Here is a 22,235-nt window from a genome sequence, read left to right as displayed (position 1 = left end):
GTGCTGCCGGCCCCCACGGCCCACCTCAACGAGGCGAGACGATGTCAGTGACGACAACCCGCGGGGCAGAACCGCTGCCCACGACCTCCCACGCCCGGAACTGGCGACCCGGCTACGCCGTCAAGCTGCTGCTGATGGCGCTCGTGAACGCGTTCGGCGTCTACACGATCTGGGCCGCATACCTGCAGTCGTCCTGGGGCATCGCGATCGGCTCGGCCGTGATCCTCGTGGTGGTCGACTGGATCTACTTCGCCAAGCGCACGCTGCCGCTGAAGTACATCGTCCCCGGCCTGCTGTTCCTCCTGGTGTTCCAGCTCGGGTCGATGCTCTACACGGGCTACGTCGCCTTCACCAACTACAGCACCGGCCACAACACCACGATGGATCAGGCCGTGGACGCCATCATGATCCAGAACGAGCGGCGCAGCGAGGACTCCCCCAGCTACCCGCTCGTGGTGGTCCGCGACGAGGATGCGCTGGGGTTCGCGATCCTCGACGGCGAGACCGTCCGGGTGGGAACCGCCGAGGAGGCCCTGGCCGACGCCCCGGACGCGGTGGTGGACGGCACCTCGATCGTGGAGGTACCCGGCTGGGAGGTGGTGCCACGCACCGACGTGCTCACCGACCAGGAGCTGCAGGAGGCGGTGCTCGCGCTCCGCGTCCCGGTGAGCGAGGACGCCGAGGAGGGCTCGATCCGCACCCGCGAGGGCAGCACCGGCGCGGTGTACCGGTCCTCGCTGGAGTACGACCAGGACGCCGGCACCATGACCGACACAGCCTCCGGCGTCGTCTACCACGCAGATCAGCAGCAGGGGCTGTTCGTCGCCGAGGACGGCACCGCGCTGACCGTGGGCTGGCGGGTCCACGTCGGCTTCGACAACTTCACGCGCGCGTTCACCGAGGCGGACTACAGCACCGCCTTCCTGCGGATCGTGCTGTGGACCTTCGCCTTCGCCGCGCTCTCGGTGGCCAGCGCGTTCCTCGTAGGGCTGGCGCTGGCGATCGTCTTCGACGACACCCGGCTGCGCGCTCGGAAGCTGATGCGCACCCTGTTCGTGCTGCCGTACGCCTTCCCGGCGTTCCTGTCGGCGCTGCTGTGGCGAGGCATGCTCAACCCGAACCCCCAGTACGGCCTCATCAACGACTGGTTCTTCTTCGACGCCTACATCCGCTGGCTCAGCGACCCGTTCCTCGCGAAGGTCGCGCTGCTCGTGGTCAACCTGTGGCTGAGCTTCCCGTACTGGTTCGTCATCACCACCGGTGCGCTGCAGTCGCTGCCCGACGACGTGATGGAGGCGGCGCGCATCGACGGTGCCGGCGGCTGGCGCACGTGGCGCTCGATCACGCTGCCGCTGCTGCTCGTCTCGACAGCGCCGCTGCTGATCGCGTCGTTCGCCTTCAACTTCAACAACTTCGCGTTGATCTTCATGCTGACCGGGGGCGGGCCGCGCTTCACGGACACCTCGGCCGCGCTGGGGCACACCGACATCCTCATCTCGATGATCTACCAGATCTCGGGCGCGGCGGGCGGTCGCTCCGACTACGGCCTGGCGTCCGCGCTCTCGATCCTGGTGTTCCTCGTCGTGGGCACCATCTCCGCACTGGCGTTCCGGCAAACACGCAAGCTCGAGGAGATCCTCTGATGGCTGACATCGTCGTCGACCGGCGCCGCGGCGCGCGCCGAGCCCGCTGGCTGGCCGAGGTCGGCTGGAAGTACCCGCTGGCCCTCGTGGTGATCTTCCTCGCGACGTTCCCGCTGCTGTACGTGGTGTCGGTGGCCGTGGCGCAGAACAGCACGCTCACCGGCTCCACCCGGCTGTTCGGCTCGTTCTCGACGGCGAACTTCGTCGCCCTGGGAGAGACCTCGTTCTGGACGTGGTGCCTCAACACGATCATCATCGGGAGTGCGACGGCGGTGGGCTCGGTCCTCATGGGGGCTGCGGCCGCGTACGCCTTCTCACGGTTCCAGTTCCGTGGCCGCCGCTTCGCACTGACCTCGCTGCTGATCGTGCAGATGTTCCCGCAGATGCTCGCGTTCGTGGCCATCTACCTGCTGCTGCTCACGATCGGTGACGTGATCCCCGCACTCGGCATCAACTCCAAGCTCGCGCTCATCGCCGTCTACCTCGGCGGCGCCCTCGGATCGAACACCTTCCTCATGTATGGCTTCTTCAACACGATCCCGAAGTCGCTCGACGAGGCCGCGAAGATCGACGGCGCGACGCACTCCCAGATCTACTGGGGCATCATCCTGCGGCTCGTCACCCCGATCCTCGCGGTGGTGGGGCTGCTCAGCTTCATCGGCACCTTCGGCGACTTCATCCTGGCCCGGATCATCCTGACGCAGGAGAGCTCATGGACGCTCGCCGTCGGGATGTACCAGTGGGTCGCGAGCGAGCTCAACGCCAACTGGGGGCTGTTCACGGCCGGCAGCGTCATCGCGAGCCTGCCGATCCTCATTCTGTTCTTCGCCCTGCAGAAGTACATCGTCGGTGGCCTGACCGCCGGCTCCGTCAAGGGCTGACCCAACCTCACATCTGGAGCTGCAGTGAGCTACATCAACGGCGTCGACATCTCCTCGATGCTCTCGCTCGAGGAGAGCGGCGTCATCTTCCGCCGGCCCGACGGCGAGCCCGAGGACCTGCTGTCGATCCTCGCAGGCGCAGGCGTCAACTACGTGCGCGTGCGGGTCTGGAACGACCCGTTCGACGCCGAGGGCAACGGCTACGGCGGAGGCAACGTCGGCGTCGACCGTGCGGTCGAGATCGGCCGCCGCGCCACCGCGCACGGGATGCGGGTGCTGGTCGACTTCCACTACAGCGACTTCTGGGCGGACCCGCTGCGCCAGCTGGTCCCCAAGGCCTGGGCGGGCTTGGACGCTGACGGGGTCGCGGCCGCGGTCGGCGACTTCACCGCCCTCGCACTGACCCAGTTCCGGGAGGCTGGGGTCGACGTCGGCATGGTCCAGGTGGGCAACGAGACGAACGAGGCGGTCGCGGGCCTGCAGACGTGGCCGGAGATGTGCGCGGTGTTCGCAGCGGGGAGCGCCGCGGTGCGCCGCGTGCTGCCGGAGGCGCTGGTGGCGCTGCACTTCACCAACCCGGAGGAGCCCGGGCGGTACGAGCGATACGCCGCCACGCTCGCCGAGGCGGGGGTCGACTACGACGTGTTCGCCAGCTCGTACTACGCGTTCTGGCACGGGACGCTCGAGAACCTCACCACGTTGCTGCACGACATCGTGGATCGCTACGGCAAGCAGGTGATGGTCGCGGAGACCTCCTGGACCTACACCCTCGAGGAGGGCGACGGCTCGGAGAACGCGGTCACCGAGGCTCACCCTGCCTACCCGGCCACGATCGATGGCCAGGCCCAGGCCTGGGAGGACGTGCACCGCGCGGTCGCCGACGTCGGCCCCGCGGGCCTCGGCGTCTTCTACTGGGAGCCCGCGTGGCTGCCGGTCGGGCCGCCGAGCGAGCGCTCCGCCAACCAGATGCTGTGGGACCGGTTCGGCTCTGGCTGGATGTCGCGCCACGCCGCCGACTACGACCCGGTGCACGCGGGCTTCCCGCACCCCGGGTGCTCGTGGGAGAACCAGGCGTGGTTCGACTTCGCCGGACACCCGCACGCCACGCTGAGCAGGCTCGGCAGGCCGCTGGCGTCGGTGCCCACGAAGGACTGAGCGCCGAACGGCGCGCGCCCGCGCGGGCGCGTCGATAGAGTCCAGCCACGTCGAGCCGTGCTCGCCGCGACAGGAGACGTCGCCATGACCGAGAAGTCCGTCGAGGAGCTGCAGCGCGAGGTGCTGGGGCTCCAGGTCGACACGTACGAGCTCCAGCTCCGACAGCTCGAGGCCGAGTCCCCTCCGAAGCAGGACAAGCAGGATCCTGCCGCCGCGAAGGAGGCAGCCGAGGCGGCGGCTCGTGCGAAGAAGCAGGCAGCCACGGCAGCCGCCCTCACCGGGGTCGCGACCGAGCTCGGCAAGATCACCGGCGGCACGCTGACGCTGCCGGCGGAGGTGTTCCGGCAGCGGGAGCTGAGCTCGGCTGCGCTGGTTGCGGCCGCGGCACGGGTGGCGGCGACGATCGACGGCGTCGCCAAGCCTCCCGAGGCTGCCGAGGCGAAGCCGGTGCTGGTGACGGGGCGCACCGACCAGACCCAGTCGGTGCTGGCCGCTCGCTCCCTCCTCGCCGCGGTGACGAGCCTGCAGGACGCGGCAGCGGAGCTGATCGCTGAAGACCACGACGAGGTCACGCCGGCTGAGGCCAAGGAGACCGGGTCAGCTCCGCCGTCGGACCCGATCGCGGCGGCGGCCGCGCTCGCGGTGGCTGCTCTCAACCTCCTCTCGGTCGAGACCACGGTCACCGCCGCCAGCGGGACCGCCACCGAGCTCGAGACCCACGTCCCGGTGATCCAGCAGCTGCTGGTCAAGAAGGTCCCGGTGCTGCACTCCTCCCTCGGCATCCCGGCGCCCGGGAACCGCGTCATCGATGCCTTCGCCTCACTCGCGCCGGTCATCGCGCAGCTCGATGCGATCGCAGCAGCGGCCGCCCACGCCATCGCTGCGCTCGGGAAGGACCCACCGGCCGAGGAGCTCGAGCCATACCTGTTGCGCCAGACGCGCGCCGAAGCCTTGAGCGCCACGATGGTCGAGCTCACCGCAACCGTGCGGGAGATCGACCCGGCGACCGGCACCAGCCCGCTGCACTCGGCCGCCACAGCCGACCAGCTGCTGCTAGGCCCCGACGCCGCAGCGGCGTACGTCGCGATCGTCATGCCGGCACGCATCGACGCGCACCAGGTGTCGCTCAAGCGGCGACTGGGCGCGTCCCGCCTGGTGGTCTCGGCGTCGGCGACGATCGACGTCGTGGTGCTCGACATGGCGACCGGCCTGATCGTGGCCGCCGCCACCCACACGGAGGCCCGTGCCTTCCAGGTGCGGTTCCCGATGTGGTTCAGGTGGTGGGGCACGGAGGAGGACCACCCCTCGAACCCTCGTTACACGCCGGTGACGGCCCCTTCGCTCGCCTGACATCGGGACCCGGCTGCGCGACGATGGCGTGATGAACCTCGTCGTCGACTGGGCGAGCGGCTGGTTCTGGGCGACCGACCACCACGTCTCCAGGCTGGTGCTGCAGCGCGGCATCGCGCTGGTGTACGTGGTCGCGTTCGTCGCGGTGCTGCGCCAGTTCGTGCCGTTGCTGGGCGAGCGCGGGCTGCTGCCCGTACCCGCCTACCTCGACCGGGTGGGCCGCCGTGCCGGCCCGACGCTGTTCCGCTGGCGCTACTCCGACCGGCTGCTGACGGCGGTCGGCTGGACCGGCCTGCTGGTGGCGCTGTCGTTGGTGGCCGGGTTGCCGCAGACCGGTCCGCCGTGGGTGCCGATGCTCGCGTTCGGGGTGCTGTATCTGCTGTACCTGTCGGTGGTGAACGTCGGGCAGGTGTTCTACGGGTTCGGCTGGGAGTCGCTGCTGCTGGAGGCGGGGTTCCTGGCCGCGTTCCTGGGGTCCGACGACGTGCCGGTCCCCAAGCTGGTGCTGCTCGCCTTCACCTGGCTGCTGTTCCGGGTCGAGTTCGGGGCCGGGCTGATCAAGATGCGCGGGGACCGGTGCTGGCGGGACCTCACCGCGCTGTACTACCACCACGAGACCCAGCCGATGCCCGGTCCCTTCTCCGCGTACTTCCATGCGCTGCCGAAACCGCTGCACAAGGTAGAGGTGCTCGCGAACCACGTGGTGCAGCTCGGGGTGCCGTTCCTGCTGTTCGCGCCGCAGCCGGTCGCCACGTGGGCTGCCGCGCTCGTGATCGTGACCCAGCTGTGGCTCGTGATCTCCGGGAACTTCGCGTGGTTGAACTGGCTGACGCTGCTGCTGGCGTTCGCCGCCGTGTCCGACGGCGTCCTGGCGCCTGTGCTGCCGGTCTCACCGGCGACTGCCTCGGTAGGTCCGGTCTGGTTCGCGGTGACCGTGCTGGTGATGGCGAGCGCCGTCGTCGTGCTCTCCTTCTGGCCGGTGCGGAACCTGCTGTCACCACGGCAGCAGATGAACGCGTCCTTCAACCGCTGGCACCTCGTGGGCGCATACGGAGCGTTCGGCTCGATCACGAGGCGGCGCGACGAGGTGGTCGTCGAAGGATCGCTCGCAGGCGATCCCGACGACGAGAGCTCGTGGCGCGAGTACGAGTTCAAGGGCAAGCCCGGCCCGGTGACGCAGCGGCCGCGGCAGTGGGCGCCCTACCACCTGAGGCTCGACTGGGGCATGTGGTTCCTGGCGCTCGGGTCGCCGTCGCAGCATGTCTGGTTCGAGCGCTTCCTGCTGCGGCTGCTCGCGGCCGACCCCGCCACCCTGAAGCTCCTGCACCGCGACCCGTTCGACGGCGAGCGGCCCCGCTGGATCCGCGCTCGCGTGTTCCGGTACCGCTACGCCACCGGCGCCGAGCGGCGGCGAGACGGCGTCTGGTGGGTGCGTGAGGAGCGTGGGCTGCTGGTCCGGCCCAGCCCACCGCCGCTGCCCTCCTGACGGGGGCGGGTAGGGCAGCGGCGGCTTCTCCTACTGGACGCCGATCGCGCGCCGGCGGCTGATCACCACGGCGAGCGCCCCCAGCAGCACCAGAAGGAGAGCTCCGGCACCGATCCCGATCGATGCACCCGTCGATGGCAGAGCACCCGAGGGCGTGTGGTGCTCGGTCTCGCAACCCGGGTTGCCATCCGGGGCGTCGACGCACGCGCTGCGCGGGTCAGGGCTCGTGACGACGTTCCGGAACGTCGCGCCCTCCCGATCACCGACCGTCACCGAGTAGGTGATCGTGACGACCTGCCCGACGGCGAGGTCACCCTCCCAGCGCACCTCCTCCCCGAGCCGTGCGACCGTGCCGGACGACGCGGCTGCGTCGCCGTTCCACGAGGCCACGGGGAGCACGTCGGAGATGTCGTCCACCAGGTACGCCCCGGCGACCGATCCCGGTCCGACCTGTGTCACCGTCACCGTGTAGGTCACCACGTCTCCCTCGGTGACCTCGGACCCGGGTTCGGGGTCGGACGTCTTGGAGTACGTGTAACGACCCTTGTCGTGCGTGGTGACGCAGGCCTCGTCCTGACCCTCGACCGGCACGCATCGGTCGCCCGGCGGGGTCGTGACGACGTTGCGCAGGGTGAGGTCGCCAGCGGCGATCACGGTCACCGAGTAGGTGAGCGTGACCTCGTCGCCCTCTCCGAGCATGCCGCTCCACACGAGCGTGGGCTCGGTGTAGGACAGCTCGCCGGAGGTGGCCTCGGCGTCCTCGTTCCAGGTGGCGTCGTCGAGGACGTCGGTCAGATCGTCCGTCAGCTCGGCCTCGATGTCGGCAAGACCGATGTGCCACACGTTCACGGTGTAGGTCACGATGTCACCGACCTGCACCGCGGAGCCCGAGCCCGGATCGGAGGTCTTGCTCACCCGGTAGTCCCCGAGCAGGTGCTCGGTCAGGCAGTCCTCGTTCTGGTCCGGCGCAGGTATGCAGTGGTCCTCGGGGGGCGGCGGCACGTCGCAGCCGGGATCCTCCTCCGGGCAGGCCGGGATCGCGACGTTGGCGAGCCGCCAGTCGCCGCCACCGGTCACCGTCACCGAGTACGTGAGGTCGACGACCTCGCCGACGGCGAGCGGTCCGCTCCAGGTGAGCGTGGGCTCCGCGTAGGTGATCGCCCCCGAGGAGGCCTGAGCGTCGTCGTTCCAGCTCGCGTCGTCGAGCGCCCCGCTCAGATCGTCCTCGATCGCCGCGGCGGAGACCGCTCCCTCACCACGCTGGTGGATCTGGAGCTGGTACGTGACGACCTCGCCGGCACGAACGCTCTGCCCGGGAGCCGGGACCGAGGTCTTGGAGTACTCCCAGTACCCGGCGAGCTCCTCCACGAGACAGGCGTTCGGCTCGACGCACCCGGGCGAGTCGACGACGTTCGTCAGCACCGTGTCGCCGTCAGCCTTGAGGCCGGCCACGTCCTTGACGCGAACCGTGTAGGTGATGGTCGCCGTGCCTCCGACCTCGATGACACCTTCCCACCGAAAGCCCTCAGGGACCGCCGTGATGGTGCCGATGCTCGCGATCGGCTCCCCGACCACGTCGGCGTCGTCGAGGACCTCGGTGAGATCGTCGACCAGCACGGCGCCCGCCGGGACCGGACCCTGCTGGGTCACGGTGATCGTGTAGGTGACCTCGTCCCCAGGAGCAAGGCTCTCGCCGTCCGGGACGTCCGAGGTCTTCTCGACGACGTAGTCGGTCACGACAAGCGCCGCGGAGGTCCGCATCACCAGCGTGGTGTGCTCTGCTCGCGCCTGCGCGCTGTTGACGTAGACGTCCTGAGGCTGGGCTCCCTCGGTCGTGATCGGCACCTGGAAGGAATAGCTCCCGCCCGGGGCGAGCACGCCTCCGATCACCCGGATCGCCGTCGGGTTCTCAGGTCGTGTGGTGGTCCAGCCGACGGTGTTGCCGGTCACGTCACCGGCGGCACCGTTCGACGGGTCGGCCGGGTCATAGGTCAGCGTCGCCGGGTCGGCGGTGGTGTAGTACACCGTGCCGCCGTCCGGGAGCACGACGTCCCCCAGCACGTACGTTCCCGAGAACGCGGTGCCGCGCTGGTCCCCGTTGTACGGGAGGATGTCGATCGTGTCCGTGAAGGCCTGCGGGTACGGGTCGTGCGACTCGATCGTCACGGTCCAGGAACCCTCGCCGATGCCGTCACCGTTCTGGTTCGGGATGAACTCGACGTCCGAGGTCTTGAGGATCGTCGTGTAGCCGTTGCTCGAGGTGGTGACCGTCGCGTCGTCGGGCAACGACGCGCTCGGGCCGTAGGTCGAGACGACCGTGTTGGTGAGCAGCTCGCCGGGCTCGATGCTCGAGTCGGCGACAGCCTCGTACGTCAGGGTGTGCTCCGCGTTCGTCGTGACGCCGTCGAGCGTCCAGGTCAGCACCTGCTGACCGGCCTCGACCGTGACGACCGGCTCGGGATCGGCGGAGCCTGGGACATAGGTCATCCCCACGGGCAGCCGGTCCTCGATCACGTACCCGTCGACCGAGTCGGGGATCATGCCGGTGCCGTTCGCCGAGTACGTGAGGGTGTACCCCACCGGAACCCCGGCCACGACGGTCGGTCGCTCGACCTCCTTCTCGACCGCCGGGAGCACCGTCGCGATCCGCAGGATGTCACGGCGCCCGTTCGTGTCGGGGTAGCGCGCGTCAGGAGTCGGGGTGACCACGTTGCCCGCGCCCTGGCCGACCCACACGCCCTGCCCGCGCAGGATCGAGCCGAACATCCAGATGTCCTGCCCGGGCTGTGCGTCGTCGCTGATCCGGGTGTTGGCGAAGAGCGTGATCGCCTGGTTCGGGAACGGAGACGCCTCGTACTCGGAGAAGGGGTACACGATGCGCACCGCACGCACGTCCGCCAGATCGGCCGGAGGCGTGGTGCTCCACCCGGCCGGCACGCCGCAGTCGAACGCGTCGGGGTCGTAGGCGGCGTTCCCCGGCGTCGGGTCGAGCAGCGGGCTGGCTCCGGTGTAGTACTCGACCGCGATGGAGTCGGGGTCGGCCACGTTGTAGATCTCGGACGAGACGTAGGTCACCCACCGGGTGTCGAACGCGAGGCAGTTGCCGAACGGCAGCGTGGAGCCCGGGGGCGCCCAGGTGCGGTGGTTGTTGTTGACGTTCTGCTGCACCTCGGTCCCCGGGGCCACCCGGTAGGAGTCGTCCCACGGCGTGCCGCCGCTGCCGGTGAAGCCGCGGTTCCATGCCGCGACCCACGAGCCCTCGCGGATGTAGGCCTTGTTGGTGCTGTTGTTGGCGGTGTCGTCATCGACGCTCTGGCCACCCGGACCCGTGTAGGTGTGAGGCAGCACGTCGATCTGCAAGGACCCGGACTCCACCGTGTCGACGCGGAACCACAGGCCGCCAGTGGCGATCGCGTACCGGTCGGCCGGCAACGTGAGACCGTTGCCGGCGTGGGTGGGCACCTGGGTCAACGAGTAGTCGATCCCCGTGAGCACCAGGTCGTAGCGACCGGCGGCGGCGTCGACGACGACGAGCTCACAGCTGTCCACGAACGGCGCTTCCCGTGAGGCATCGCCGACGGCCGAGCCCTCGGACCACGGGTGGCTGCCACCGCCGGTCAGCCTCGGGAGGCACCCCGTCCCCGGGCTGGCCGGGTCGAAGCTGGTGCCGATGCTGATCGGCGACCCGGTCGAGGACGTCACCTGCAGCGGGAGGGTGACGTTCGGCTCCCCCTGGTCAGAGTTCCGGCCGAGGTAGAGGGTCCACGAGAAGTCCATCGTGACCGCGGTCCGGTCGCCGTTCCACTGGGCGCGCGCCGCGGGGTTGGTGACATCCACGTCCATGAGGAACGGGTTGACGATCGGGATCGGCGGGAGGTCGACCTCGAGGCCGTCGATGGCGCCGCCCAGCGTGAGCTCGCTGCCGGTCGGACCATCGGCGACCACCGGTGTCTGCACCGCGAGTGCGGTGCCCATCGCGACGGTACCGAGGTTGCAGAGCAGGACCAGGCCGTCGTCGGAGATGCTGGAGACAGGGTCCACACCGCCCGTCAGGCAGATGTCGGGGATCTCGGCGAACTCGCCGTTCCCGATCGTGAAGGTGACCACCATGTTGTCCACCGGGTCGTTGCTCGGCGGCTGCACGTCGTCGTTGACGTTGACCCGCCAGTCCGCGACGACCGGGTCGCCCGACGTCATCTCGGCGGGCGGGGTCACCCATGTCCCCGTGATCTCGGAGACCGGTGCTGCCTGCGCGGGAGGCACGTTTCCGACCGTGGCGACGACCACGGCCAGCAGCGCCATCAGCGCGATGCGCCACGAGGCCCACCGCCATCCGCTCGGCGCAGCCTCAGCGCGCCACGTCAATCCCCGTACGGCTCCCACAGCCAGGCTCCTCATGTGTCGATGCCGACAGCGTGCGTCGGCAGATCGTTCCCCGGCCCCCCTCCACAACCGGGCCGCGCGGCGTCGGTCAGTAGAGCGGACATGCCGCCCCTGCACCGAGGAGGAAGCGATGACGACGTCGCCCCGGAGCGGGGATTTCACCCTGTGGCGTGCGGGAACCTCACCCTGTGATCAGGTCGAGCTCGATGGCGGCTCGCAGCGCATCAGCACGGGTGGAGACGCCGAGCTTGCGGTAGATGCTGCGCAGCTGCGACTTCACGGTGTTCGCCGAGACCGACAGGCGAGCGGCGATGTCGTCCCTGGACGCGGTCGTCATCAGCACGGTGAGCACCACATGCTCACGTCTGCTCAACCTGACTGTCGTGACGGTTCCCGGGATGCCGGCACCACCGCGCGACCGAAGGTGGGCGACGATATCGCGGTCGCCGGCGACGAGGCCGGACAAGGCGTCGCGATCGACAGTCGGGAGAAGGTCGAGATGAGCGGTGAGCCCGTGGTTGCGGTAGAGGTCGAACGCCTCATGGACCAGCGGGCGCGCCAGCTCGGCGGCGCCGGCCCGGAGCGCGACGGCGGCGCCGAGCACCAACGTGGCTGCCCGCGAGCGGGTCGTGTGCCCCTCGAGCGCAAGCCACGTGGCGAGCCGTTCGACACCGCTCGCCGACCGGTTCGTCACCAGGGCGTGCACGAGCCGTGCCGGCACGATCTCCGCATCCCGGCGACGCTGCTCACCGATGATGCGCTCGGCCTTCGCGATCCTGCCCGCCGCCAGCCACGCGATCGCCAGCAGGTTGAGCACCGACCGAGTGCCCACGTTGTCGCCGACGCCCGGGGGTGGGAAGTGCGCGGACAGCTCCGCCTCGACCCGACGCGCCTCCGGCAGCCCGCGCCCGAGGACGAGGTTCGCGTGGAGGCCGACAGCAGTGACGAACGGCCAGAACTCGGAGAGCCTGCTCACCGTCGCCACCTTCCGCACGCGCTCGAGGGCAGCCGACGGGTCGCCGTCGTCAAGAAAGGCGTGGCCCTCCCCGACCAGGGTCATCGCGTTGAGATAGCTCTCCTCGTGGTTGCGCGGCCACGCGGAGGCGTCGATCTGGGCGCGCGCCTCTCGCAGGAACCTCAGATGACCGCGGTGCCCGCTCGCCCCCACGACGTAGGCCAGCGCATAGTTGCGTGTGGCGCGGACCCTGGTCATCGTGGCCGACCGCACCATCGTGGCAAGCGCCTCGTCGTACCGGCCACCCTGCAGCAGCGAGTAGCTGAGCTGTCGGAGCATCATCGCGATCGGCTCCCGGAACTCGTCGTGCTCGGCATCGCTCAGTGAGTCGAGCTCGCCGACCGCGACCTGGGTGAGCCGGGCAGCGTCGTCGAACCTCCCCGCGAGTCGGAGGCTGACGGCACGCACGCTCGTCGCCACGAATCTGTCGAGCCGGAGGCCGAGGATGCGACCGTCGACAGGCTGCCGCGCCGCGATCTGGAAGGTCGCCGGTGCGGCGGTGCGCAGCACGGGGTTCGCCATCTGAGCCAGGCCAAGGGCGAAGGCCAGGATCGGATGGAGCCTCAGCACGCGGCGCGGAAGCCGTTCCAGCTGCGGCAGCAGGCGATCTGTCGCATAGCTCTCCGGGTAGGTCCGCAGCAGGCTGACGAAGATCTCCCCGGCCAGCGCGTAGTCCTCGCCGAGGATCGCGAGCTCGAACGCCGACTCGTGGTCATCCTGCTCATGGAGCCAGCGCGCGGCGGTGGCGGCCGCGCGCCGGTGACCCGCGCGGTCACGCTCGCGAAGCTCGCGGCGAAAGGTGTCGCGCACGGCGTCGACATACTGGAACACGGGCCGATCGGGCGCGTAGGGGATCCACCTCCCGAAGCCCTGCCGCTCGAGCGCGGTGAGGGTCGCCACGACGTCGTTCCGGCCGGCCAACCGCGTCGCCAGCTGCGGGTCGAAGTACTGGGGCACGCTCGTGAGTGCGACGAACCGTTCGATCGATCTGTCGGGAAGCTGGGAGCGGAGATCGGCAGCAACGAGATCGCCCCAGGCGTAGCTGCTGCCCTCCGGGACACCACCTCCGGCGGACATCGCAAGGATCAGGGCGCGGACTGCGAGCGCGTACCCACCGGTGACGTCCGTAGCCTCCCGTGCCGACCGTCGCGCCTCGTCACCGAGGTGGAGCGTCATCAGGTCCTCGACCTCAGCCTCGGTCATCGCCAGGTCACGATCGTCGATCACGTGCACGCGATCACGGATCCGCAGCGAGGGGTCCGTGAGACCGGTGCCGCCTCGCGTCGCGACGATGGCGCGGAAGCCGGGAACCTCCTCGACGAGGCGGAGCAGCTCCTCGTCGATCTCCGCAGCCATCCGCTCGCCGAGCTTCTCGTAGGCGTCGACGACCAGGGTGAGCTCGCCGGCATCACGGAGGAAATCGATGACCGTACCGATCGGTTCCGGATCCGCAGCCAGTCGGCGCACCAACGACCGGGCGGCCGATGGGTCGAGCTGACCACCCCGGCGCGCCGCCTCCGCGACGCGGGTCCAGAAGGTCGCAGCCGACTCGAGCGCGGTGCTCACCGTCACCCACACGAGCCGTTCGCGCTCGCCGCGCGTCACGATCCAGGTACGCAGCAGGGTGGTCTTGCCCGCTCCGCTCGCAGCGCGGAGCACACAGATCCGGGGAGCAGGCGCTTCCAGGCGTTGTCTCAGCCGTGGCCGATCGATCACCCCCGTCATCAGTCGCTGGTCCTGCGGCGTCGCCGTGTTGCTGCCCACATCACCCTCCTGGTGATGTCCGTGCACCCGCAAGAATCGCCGAGTCCCGCCCTCACTGGACCGCGGAGTCGTCCCGCCGGGCGGGCACGTCAGACGAGCAAACGGTACCCCGATCGGGCTGCCGCCCGCCGTCACCGTGCAGTTGAATGCCAAGGGTGAGCGCACCGCCGAGAATCGTCGAGATCCGCGAGCAGACCTTCCCGATCAGCTCGCCGATCCGGAACGCCTACATCGACTTCAGCCAGATGACGCTCAGCCTGGTGGCGGTGGTCACCGACGTGATCCGCGACGGCCGACCGGTGGTGGGCTTCGGCTTCAACTCGAACGGCCGCTACGGGCAGGGGCCCATGATGCGGGACCGCTTCATCCCACGCGTGCTGGCGGCCGACCCGGAGTCGCTGCTCGACCCGACCGGGCAGAACCTCGACCCCGGCGCGGTCTGGGCGGCCATGATGACCAACGAGAAGCCGGGCGGGCACGGGGAACGGTCGGTCGCCGTCGGGACGATCGACATGGCGGTGTGGGACGCCGTGGCGAAGATCGAGCAGCAGCCGCTGTTCCGGCTGCTGGCCGAGCGTCACGGGAACGGCTCAGCCGACCCCCGCGTGTTCGTGTACGCCGCCGGCGGCTACTACTACCCCGACAAGGACCTGCGCGCGCTGCAGGACGAGATGCGCAGCTATCTCGACCTGGGCTACACGGTCGTCAAGATGAAGATCGCGGGCGCCGATCTCGATACCGATCGCCGTCGGATCGAGGCGGTGCTCGAGAAGCTCGAGCCCGGCCAGCACCTCGCGGTCGACGCCAACGGCAGGCTCGACCTGCCGGCCGCGCTCGCCTCCGCCTCGGCGCTGTCCGAGTACGACCTGTTCTGGTTCGAGGAGCCCGGCGACCCGCTCGACTACGCGCTGAACGCTGAGGTGGCGGCGGCGTACCAGGGGGCGCTCGCGACCGGCGAGAACCTGTTCTCGACCGTCGATGCCCGCAACCTCATCCGCTACGGCGGGCTGCGGGCGGACCGGGACTGGTTGCAGCTCGACTGCGCGCTCAGCTACGGGCTCGTGGAGTACCTGCGCACGCTCGAGATGCTGCAGGAGCACGGCTGGTCGCAGTCGCGCTGCATCCCGCACGGCGGGCACCAGATGTCGCTCAACATCGCGGCCGGCCTGGGGCTGGGAGGCAACGAGTCCTATCCGGACCTGTTCCAGCCGTTCGGCGGCTTTCCCGACGGCGTCGCGCTCGAGAGCGGGTACGTCACCCTGCCCGAGCTGCCCGGGATCGGGTTCGAGGGCAAGAAGGACCTGCGCGCCACGATGGCTGAGCTCGTGGCGGACCTCCGGTAGCCGTGACACGAATCGCACAACTTGTGCGGTCGACTGCTGCCCTAGCAACCGAGATGCATTAGTCTGTGCGGGATGGACAGCGCCGCCACCAACCCGACCGACTCGTTGCGCGAGGCACTCCCCTCGCTGCGCGGCGCGGCACGCCGCCTGGCCGAGCACCTGCTGCACGAACCCGAGCGTGCCGCCCGGGCCTCGGTCACCGTGCTGGCGCAGGAGTGCGGCGTGGCGCCGTCGACCGTCTCCCGGCTAGCCGCCCGCCTCGGCTACGAGGGCTTTCCTGACCTGCGCGCCGCGCTGGCCACCGAGCACGGCCGCGCCCTGCAGGGCGGCTGGGAGCGGGACATCGGCACCGAGCTGAAAGCGGACGACCCGCCGCAGCGTCTCCTCGAGGGCCTCGCCGCGCAGCAGCATCGGGCGGCACAGGCGAGCCTCGCCCGGCTCGACGCCGCGACTGCGGACACGATCGCCTCGCTGATCGCAGCGGCGCCCAGGGTGCTCCTGCACGGCGGCTGGGCCGATGCCATCGCTCTTGAGGAGCTACGGCTGCGCCTGCTGCGGCTCGGGATCGCGGTGTGGCTGCACGCCGATGCCACTGCGGCACGGGTCGCAGCAGGCATGGTGGGAGAGCACGACCTGCTGCTGGTGCTCTCCCGTTCCGGCGCCGATCCGGACTCGGCCGATCTGATCGACCGAGCTGCCGCCCGCGGCGCACACACCGCGCTGGTCACGGGAGATCCCGACGGCCCGCTCGCGGCGAAGGCCGATCACGTCCTCGGCACCGGCGTGCGCAGCACCACCTGGACGTCGGTGTTCGCCGGTCGCGCCAGCGACACCCTCGCCTGCTCGCTGCTCTGGCTGCTGGTGGCCCAACGCACGCCCGACTCGCTCGGCCGGCTCCACGACCTGCTGCACCCCGACTCGGAGAACCCACGATGACCACCGCTCGGCTCGACCAGCAGGACGTCCACACCGACCTCACCGTGGTGGGCGGTGGCCTCGCCGGCGTGTGCGCCGCGATCGCCGCGGCCCGCCAGGGCGCGACCGTCGCGCTGGTCCAGAATCGCCCCGTGCTCGGTGGCAACTCCTCCAGCGAGGTGCGCGTCTGGGTGTGCGGTGCGCTCGCGCACGGACAGCAGAGCCTCGCACGCGAGACCGGCATCATGGGTGAGCTGTTCGTCGAGAACCAGTTCCGGAACCCGCAGGGCAACCCCTACTACTGGGACCTGGTGGTGCTCGAGGCCGTGCGCGCCGAGCCGAACATCGCGCTGTACCTCAACACCGACGTGAGAGACCTGACCACCCAGGAGTCGCCGTCGGGCATCAGCATCAGCTCGGTCACCGGCTTCCAGATGGGGTCGGAGAAGGTCATCACCTTCACCTCGCCATCCTTCATCGACGCGACCGGAGATGGCCTCATCGGTTATCTCGCGGGCGCCGAGCACCGCACCGGCCGCGAGTCGCGCGCCGAGACCGGTGAGGCGTGGGCACCTGAGGTGCCTGACGGCAACACCCTCGGCTCGACGATCCTGTTCTACTCGCGCGACACCGGTCGCCCCGAGAAGTTCGTGCCGCCGTCCTTCAGCAAGGACATCAGCACGACGGCGATCCCCTCCACCCGCCCGATCCGTGTCGACGCGTACGGATGCGCCTACTGGTGGATCGAGTGGGGCGGCGAGCTGGACATCGTGGCCGACAACGAGCGGATTCGCGACGAGCTGCAGGCCGTCTGCTACGGCATCTGGGACCACATCAAGAACTCGGGCGAGTTCGACGCCGACACCCTCACCCTCGAGTGGATCGGCGCGGTCCCGGGCAAGCGCGAGTACCGACGGTTCGTGGGAGACCACGTGCTGACTCAGCACGACATCCTCGGTCAGGAGGAGTTCGAGGACCGGGTCGCGTTCGGTGGCTGGTCGATCGACCTCCACCCGGCCGGCGGTGTGTACGCGAGCGAGCCCGGGTCGCGGCACTGGTACTCCGACGGCGTCTACCACGTGCCGCTGCGCAGCTTGTACTCGCGCAACGTCGGCAACATGTGGATGGCCGGGCGCGACATCTCAGCCACGCACGTGGCGTTCGGCTCGACGCGCGTGATGGCCACGTGCGCTGTCATCGGCGAGGCCGCCGGGCTCGCGGCCGCGATCGCCGTCGAGGAACGGCTGAGCCCGCGTGAGCTCGCGACCGAGCGCTTCGACCTGGTGCGCAAGGCCCTGGTGCGGTCGGACGCCTCGGTGATGGGGCTGGAGCACACCGACGAGGCCGATCTGGCCCTGACGGCGGGGGTCACCGCGTCATCGACGCTCACCTCGATCGTGGTGGACGCACCCGGGTCCACGCACGATCTGGCCACTCCCCTGGCGGTCGTGCTACCGGCGGACCCCGCGCTCGGCGACCTGGAGCTGCTGCTCGACGCCGACGCAGCGGCCGAGCTGGTGGTCGAGATCCATACGACCAGCCGTCCGCAGAACTACCTGCCGGACGAGCTGGTGCAGCAGGTCGCGGTCCCGGTGGCTGCCGGTGAGAAGCAGTGGCTGACCGTCCCGCTCGCGTGGCAGCCGGACCGGGCGCGCAACGCGTTCGTCGTCATGCGCGGTGTTGGCCTGCGCGCGCACCTCAGCAACGACGTCCCGCCCGGCGTCGTGGCCTTCAGGTTGCGCGACGACCCGCCCGCCGACGCCAACCAGGAGTGGCGACCGTGGAAGCCGATGCGTGACGAAGGTGTGCCGTGCCTGCGCGTGGAGCACACGGCCGCGTACCGCCCGGAGCTGGTGGTGGGTGGCTATCAGCGCCCCTACGGCGGCCCGCAGCTGTGGAGCTCGCAGCCGCTCACGCAGGACCCGGAGCCGACGATCGAGCTCACGTGGCCGCAGCCGGTCATGGTCGGCGAGGTGAGCGTGGTGCTGGACGACGATGTCGACGTCGACCTCATCAACCTCCACCACCACACCACGCCGCACGAGGTGCTGCCGACGCTCGTGCGCGACTACCGGATCGAGGCCGTGATGCCCGACGGCGGTACGTCCGTTCTCGCCGACGTCGCCGGGAATCGGGCACGCCACCGCCGACACCTGCTCGACGCACCTGTGCAGGCGAGCATGGTGCGGCTCGTCGTGACCGCGACGAACGGCGCCCGCTGCGCGCACGTGGTCTCGCTGAGGACATGGCGCGCGGCGTGAGCGTTCGCGGCACCCGCTAGCGCCCGCCCGCCCCGCCGCCGTCGAGCGCCCTGCGGATCCACTCCGGGGTCGCAGCGAACGACGACGGGTGCTGCGGGTCGAGGACGAGGACGTCGAACTGCTCCCCGACCAGCCTGAGGATCTCGCCGCCCGCGCGCGCCTGCACCTGGACGGCCTTGCCGCCGTAGATCCCTTTCACGCGCTCGGAGTCGGTGAAGGCCATCAGGACTCGCTCACCCCGGCCGTTGACGATGCTGGTCGGGGTCGTGCCGTCGCCTCGCGGATCGAGCACGACGAACAGGTCCGCGGCGGCGATCTGCCGGACCACCGCCGCGTAGGTCTGGTCGTTCTGGTCGGCCGCATAGGCGTCGGTGGCTGCTTGGACCTGCGGAGCGACCACGATCGGGCCGGTGGTCACGGCCGACTGTGACTTCGGGACCCACTGCTTGAAGTAGCGCAGGTTGGGCAGCGGGGTCCACGGGCCCGGGTGGTCGAGGGTGATGCCCGTGACACCACGCGACGCGAACGATGCCAGCCAGTCGAGCGCCTGCGGCATCGGCACGGCGAGCACGGTACCGCCCTCTCCCGCCACGGCCGCCGCCCTGGCCCTGGTGCTGTACACGGCGAGCAGTCGCCCGATGCCATCGATCTCGAACCCGCTCGGGCTCGGTTGATCGGGGGTTCCGCGGTTGACGACGTGCCAGACGCCGAGCTGGGCCGCGGACTCCCAGAGCGCCATCTCGGCCTGGGGTGCGCCGGGGGCGGACGCCAGCGCGGCCTTGCGGCGATCGAGCTCCTCGATCAGGACGGGTGCGTTCTCGACCACCGAGTCATCATGCCGCAGGCAGCGTCCGCTACCGCTCACCCCGCTGGGCCCGGCGAGCGGCCTGACGCCGCTTCAGTGCGGTGCGCAGGTCGCCGACAGGCCCGAGGTGCTGCAGCTTGCTCGGTGAGGTGATCGACCGGATGCCGATCACCTTGTCGTCGAGGATCTCGAGCGTCCAGGTGCCGACGATGTCGCCGACGTGGTCGTGCATGACGGCGCCCGGGTGGCCGTTGATCTCGCGGCGTTCCATGCTGGCGCCTGCCGCCAGCAGCGGCGGCACGGCTGCCAGCAGGATCCGCGCAGCCCGCTCGGCACCAAAGGTGCCACCCGCTCCTCCGGCCACCCCACCGCCGTCGTTCACTGCCTCCACATCGGCAGCCAGCAGTGCCTGCAAGGCGTCGAGGTCACCTGCGGACAGTGCGTCGAAGAACCGGTCGGCGAGCTCCTCACGCTTGCGGCGGTCGGCCTCGAAACGAGGTTTGCCCTGCTCCATGTGGCGGCGTGCCCGAGCTGCGAGCTGGCGGCACGCGGGTTCAGACCGGCCCACGGCGGCCGCGACGTCGTCGTAGTCGAATCGGAACACCTCGCGCATCACGAAGACGGCGCGCTCCAGCGGGCTGAGTCGCTCGAGCAGCAGCAGCGCCGCCATGGAGACCGAGTCGGCGAGCTCGGCGGCGGCCGCCGGGTCACCGGTGAGCACGTCTGCCGAGCGATCACCCGGCTGCACGTCCGTGAGCACCGGCTCAGGAAACCAGGGGCCGACGTACGTCTCCCGCCTCATCCGGGCCGAGCGGAGCACGTCGATCGACACCCGCGTCACGATGGTGGCCAGATAGGACTTCAGGGAGTCCGGCTCGACGCCCGAGGCCTCGTAGCGCAGCCACGTCTCCTGCACCGCGTCCTCGGCCTCGCTCACGGTGCCGAGGATCCGGTACGCGATGGCGAAGACCAACGGGCGCAGGTCCTCGAACCCCTCGACGTCTGCCATGTCTCACCTCCTGTCGAGCTCGTGCCGCACGTGACGGGCGAGGTGTCCCGGGTGTGACATGCCGAGCCGCGTCACAGGGTTGCGCCTTGCCTCGTCTCGTCCTGACCACCCCATCGGATCCCGAGGGGTCTGTCCAGAGAGGAGCACCATGAACATCGCACTGTGGATCGCCACCGGACTGCTCGCGGTCGGCTACCTGGCAGGAGGCCTCGGCATGCTGCTGCTGCCCAAGGACCGGTTCCGCAACATCTCGGAGGGCCAGCACTACGCCGACGAGTTCAGCGCCGGGATGATCAAGGCCATCGGCGTGCTGAAGCTGCTCATCGTGGCGGGGTTGCTGCTGCCGCCGATGGTGGGCGTGGCGCACGGACTCGTGCCGCTGGCTGCCCTGGGACTGGTGCTGCTGATGACCGGCGCGGCGACCGTACGGATCACCCGCAGCGAGTGGCGCTACATGCTCGGCGACCTCGGTTTCTTCGCTGTCGCTGCGTTCGTCGCGTGGGGGCGGTTCTTCGTGGAACCGCTGGGGTAGGCCGACGCTTGAGGCCCTCACCCGCGCCCTGCGCTTCCGCGGAAGCGCGGATGTCACACCCCACTCCTAGAGTTTGGTACAAACGTACGAACGATGGACGAGGTCGATGATGACGGCGACGGCGACACTGACGGTGGCCGAGGACGAGCTCAACAGCGAGCGAGACCTGGACCAGATCGCGAGCGAGCTGGGGAGTCTGGCAGCCACCTTGGCGGCGACCACGTGTCAGTTCCTGCTGCTGCTGGCGGAGTTCGATCGGCGGGCAGGGTGGCAGGCGCAGGGGATCGCCTCGACGAGCCAATGGCTGAGCTGGCGCTGTGGCATGAGCGGTAGCACCGCCCGGGAGCAGGTCCGAGTCGCCCGCAGACTGGTCGATCTGCCCCAGACGGTCGAACGGTTCGCAGCGGGCCAGCTCTCCTACTCGAAGGTCCGCGCCATCACCCGAGTGGCCACCGCCGAGACCGAGGCGGAGCTGCTCGAGATCGCTGAGTCCGCGACCGCGAACCAGCTGGACCGGTTCGTCGCCGGTGTCGGCACGGCGACCAGCGTGGACACGATCAACGAGCGGCACAGCGCGCGCTATCTCACGTTCCGTTTCGAGGATGACGGCTCCGTCAGCTTCTCGGGGCGTTGCTCACCCGAAGATGGTGCCGCGATCCTCGAGCGGCTGCGCCTGATCCAGGACTACCTGGAGCGCACCGAGTCAGCGTGCTCGGAGACGCTCGGCGCCGAGCACACCACCGACGAGCCGCCACTGCCCGGCGAGGGCCCACGAACCGGCGCCGGCCGCAATCTGCTCGACGCCCTGGTCTTGCTCTGTGATGAGGCGGCTGTCGGTGCTGCTGAAGACCCGACGGCGGCCGACGAGGCGATCGGCTCCAGGCGGAGCGAAACCGTGCTGCACGTGACGCTCGACGAGCTCACCGAGGCCGCAGCCAGCGGTCTGAGCGCTTCCGCGGAAGCGGCACCGTCCCAGCCGGAGGTACGGATCGGGCCGCGGCTCGAGATGGGTCCTGCACTCCACCCGAGCACAGCACGACGACTGTGCTGCGACACCGGGCTGGTGCTGAACACGCACGAGGCGTCCAGCCCCAAGGTGAGGATCGTGCCCAACGCCCGCCCTGGCCGCACCCTGAACATGGGCCGACGGCGCCGCCTGGCCAGCCGCGCGCTGATGCGCGCGCTGTGGGTCCGCGACCACGGCTGCCGATTCCCCGGCTGTGAACGCCGGCGCTACCTCCATGCGCACCACATCCGGCACTGGGCTGATGGCGGCCCGACCGATCTCGACAACCTCGTGCTGCTCTGCGGCCAGCACCATCGTCTGCTCCACGAGGGTGAGTACCGCCTCGAGCTACGCGGCTCAGTGGTCACCGTCTACGACCCGGCGGGCGATCCGCTTCCCGCCGTACCACCACTTCCGCTCGTCGACCCGGGTCGATCGATCCTGACCTCGGCCGACGACGAGGCACTGGTCGACGGGCGCCTGCCGCTCGACCCCCTGCATGGCGGGTCGCTCGACCTCAAGTACGCCGTCGGCGTGGTCGCGGAACGGTGGCAGCTGCAGGGCGTCAGCTGATGGCGCTGGACTCGCCCTCGCCATAGAGTCGACGCGTGCTCGATGACCGCGAGGTGGTCCGCCGGGGCAAGGTCGACCCGCCGGGTGGCACGGTCTGGCTCATGTCGGCCATGG

The 22,235-nt window shown here is 69.9% G+C and carries 14 protein-coding genes; 10 read left to right on the top strand and 4 right to left on the bottom strand.

Translation table 11 applies throughout. The features are described from left to right. Nucleotides 1-41: 41 nt before the first annotated feature. From GPA03_RS15030 to GPA03_RS15010, 5 genes are all read left to right on the top strand, one after another. Nucleotides 42-1,643 carry an ABC transporter permease subunit gene (locus GPA03_RS15030; protein ID WP_156252840.1) on the top strand — a complete coding sequence of 534 codons (1,602 nt, stop codon included), beginning with the start codon at nucleotides 42-44 and terminating at the stop codon, nucleotides 1,641-1,643. Continuing rightward, nucleotides 1,643-2,524 carry a sugar ABC transporter permease gene (locus GPA03_RS15025; RefSeq protein WP_156252839.1) on the top strand — a complete coding sequence of 294 codons (882 nt, stop codon included), beginning with the start codon at nucleotides 1,643-1,645 and terminating at the stop codon, nucleotides 2,522-2,524. Before GPA03_RS15030 ends, GPA03_RS15025 begins: the two co-directional genes overlap by 1 nt. Nucleotides 2,525-2,548: 24 nt before the next feature. Beyond that, on the top strand, nucleotides 2,549-3,679 hold the full coding sequence (locus GPA03_RS15020) for a glycosyl hydrolase 53 family protein (RefSeq protein WP_241681321.1): 1,131 nt from the start codon (nucleotides 2,549-2,551) through the stop codon (nucleotides 3,677-3,679). Nucleotides 3,680-3,763: 84 nt separating this feature from the next. Next, complete coding sequence (locus tag GPA03_RS15015; RefSeq protein ID WP_156252838.1) at nucleotides 3,764-5,029, top strand: hypothetical protein; 1,266 nt, start codon at nucleotides 3,764-3,766, stop codon at nucleotides 5,027-5,029. Between the two features lie 31 nt (nucleotides 5,030-5,060). After that, nucleotides 5,061-6,515, top strand: a complete 1,455-nt coding sequence (locus GPA03_RS15010) for a lipase maturation factor family protein (RefSeq protein ID WP_156252837.1) — start codon at nucleotides 5,061-5,063, stop codon at nucleotides 6,513-6,515. Between the two features lie 30 nt (nucleotides 6,516-6,545). On the opposite strand, the gene GPA03_RS15005 is transcribed toward GPA03_RS15010, so the two are convergent. Both GPA03_RS15005 and GPA03_RS15000 read right to left on the bottom strand, forming a co-directional pair. After that, complete coding sequence (locus GPA03_RS15005; RefSeq protein ID WP_162458389.1) at nucleotides 6,546-10,898, bottom strand: DUF7927 domain-containing protein; 4,353 nt, start codon at nucleotides 10,896-10,898, stop codon at nucleotides 6,546-6,548. 181 nt (nucleotides 10,899-11,079) lie between these two features. Next, the gene (locus GPA03_RS15000; RefSeq protein ID WP_156252835.1) at nucleotides 11,080-13,677 is read right to left on the bottom strand and encodes a LuxR C-terminal-related transcriptional regulator; all 2,598 of its coding nucleotides are present in this window, start codon (nucleotides 13,675-13,677) and stop codon (nucleotides 11,080-11,082) included. Between the two features lie 155 nt (nucleotides 13,678-13,832). Here GPA03_RS15000 and GPA03_RS14995 point away from each other — a divergent pair, with 155 nt between their 5' ends. From GPA03_RS14995 to GPA03_RS14985, 3 genes are all read left to right on the top strand, one after another. Further along, entirely contained in the window at nucleotides 13,833-15,020 is a 1,188-nt protein-coding gene (locus GPA03_RS14995; protein WP_241681320.1) for a mandelate racemase/muconate lactonizing enzyme family protein, read from the top strand. A gap of 72 nt (nucleotides 15,021-15,092) precedes the next feature. Further along, on the top strand, nucleotides 15,093-15,956 hold the full coding sequence (locus tag GPA03_RS14990; protein ID WP_156252833.1) for a MurR/RpiR family transcriptional regulator: 864 nt from the start codon (nucleotides 15,093-15,095) through the stop codon (nucleotides 15,954-15,956). Then, a complete protein-coding gene (locus tag GPA03_RS14985) occupies nucleotides 15,953-18,196 on the top strand; it encodes an FAD-dependent oxidoreductase (RefSeq protein ID WP_156252832.1) in 2,244 nt (747 codons plus the stop codon). The genes GPA03_RS14990 and GPA03_RS14985 overlap by 4 nt, the downstream gene beginning before the upstream one ends. Nucleotides 18,197-18,212: 16 nt before the next feature. Here GPA03_RS14985 and GPA03_RS14980 read toward each other — a convergent pair whose 3' ends face one another. Together GPA03_RS14980 and sigJ are read right to left on the bottom strand one after the other, a co-directional pair. Beyond that, nucleotides 18,213-19,022 (bottom strand): SseB family protein, encoded by an 810-nt coding sequence (locus GPA03_RS14980; RefSeq protein ID WP_156252831.1) that lies wholly within the window; start codon nucleotides 19,020-19,022, stop codon nucleotides 18,213-18,215. 28 nt (nucleotides 19,023-19,050) lie between these two features. After that, nucleotides 19,051-20,010, bottom strand: coding sequence for an RNA polymerase sigma factor SigJ (gene sigJ / locus GPA03_RS14975; protein ID WP_156252830.1), 960 nt, complete (start codon nucleotides 20,008-20,010; stop codon nucleotides 19,051-19,053). Between the two features lie 148 nt (nucleotides 20,011-20,158). Between sigJ and GPA03_RS14970 the strand changes: the two genes are divergently transcribed. Together GPA03_RS14970 and GPA03_RS14965 are read left to right on the top strand one after the other, a co-directional pair. Beyond that, the gene (locus tag GPA03_RS14970; protein WP_156252829.1) at nucleotides 20,159-20,542 is read left to right on the top strand and encodes a DoxX family protein; all 384 of its coding nucleotides are present in this window, start codon (nucleotides 20,159-20,161) and stop codon (nucleotides 20,540-20,542) included. A 106-nt stretch (nucleotides 20,543-20,648) separates the two neighbouring features. Then, nucleotides 20,649-22,121: an HNH endonuclease signature motif containing protein gene (locus GPA03_RS14965; RefSeq protein ID WP_156252828.1), complete on the top strand. Its 1,473-nt coding sequence runs from the start codon at nucleotides 20,649-20,651 to the stop codon at nucleotides 22,119-22,121. Nucleotides 22,122-22,235 lie beyond the last annotated feature (114 nt).

The sequence above is a fragment of the Pseudactinotalea terrae genome (genome assembly GCF_009733845.1).
Classification (GTDB): Bacteria; Actinomycetota; Actinomycetes; order Actinomycetales; family Beutenbergiaceae; genus Pseudactinotalea; species Pseudactinotalea terrae.
This window is presented reverse-complemented; position numbering and strand designations above follow the sequence as displayed.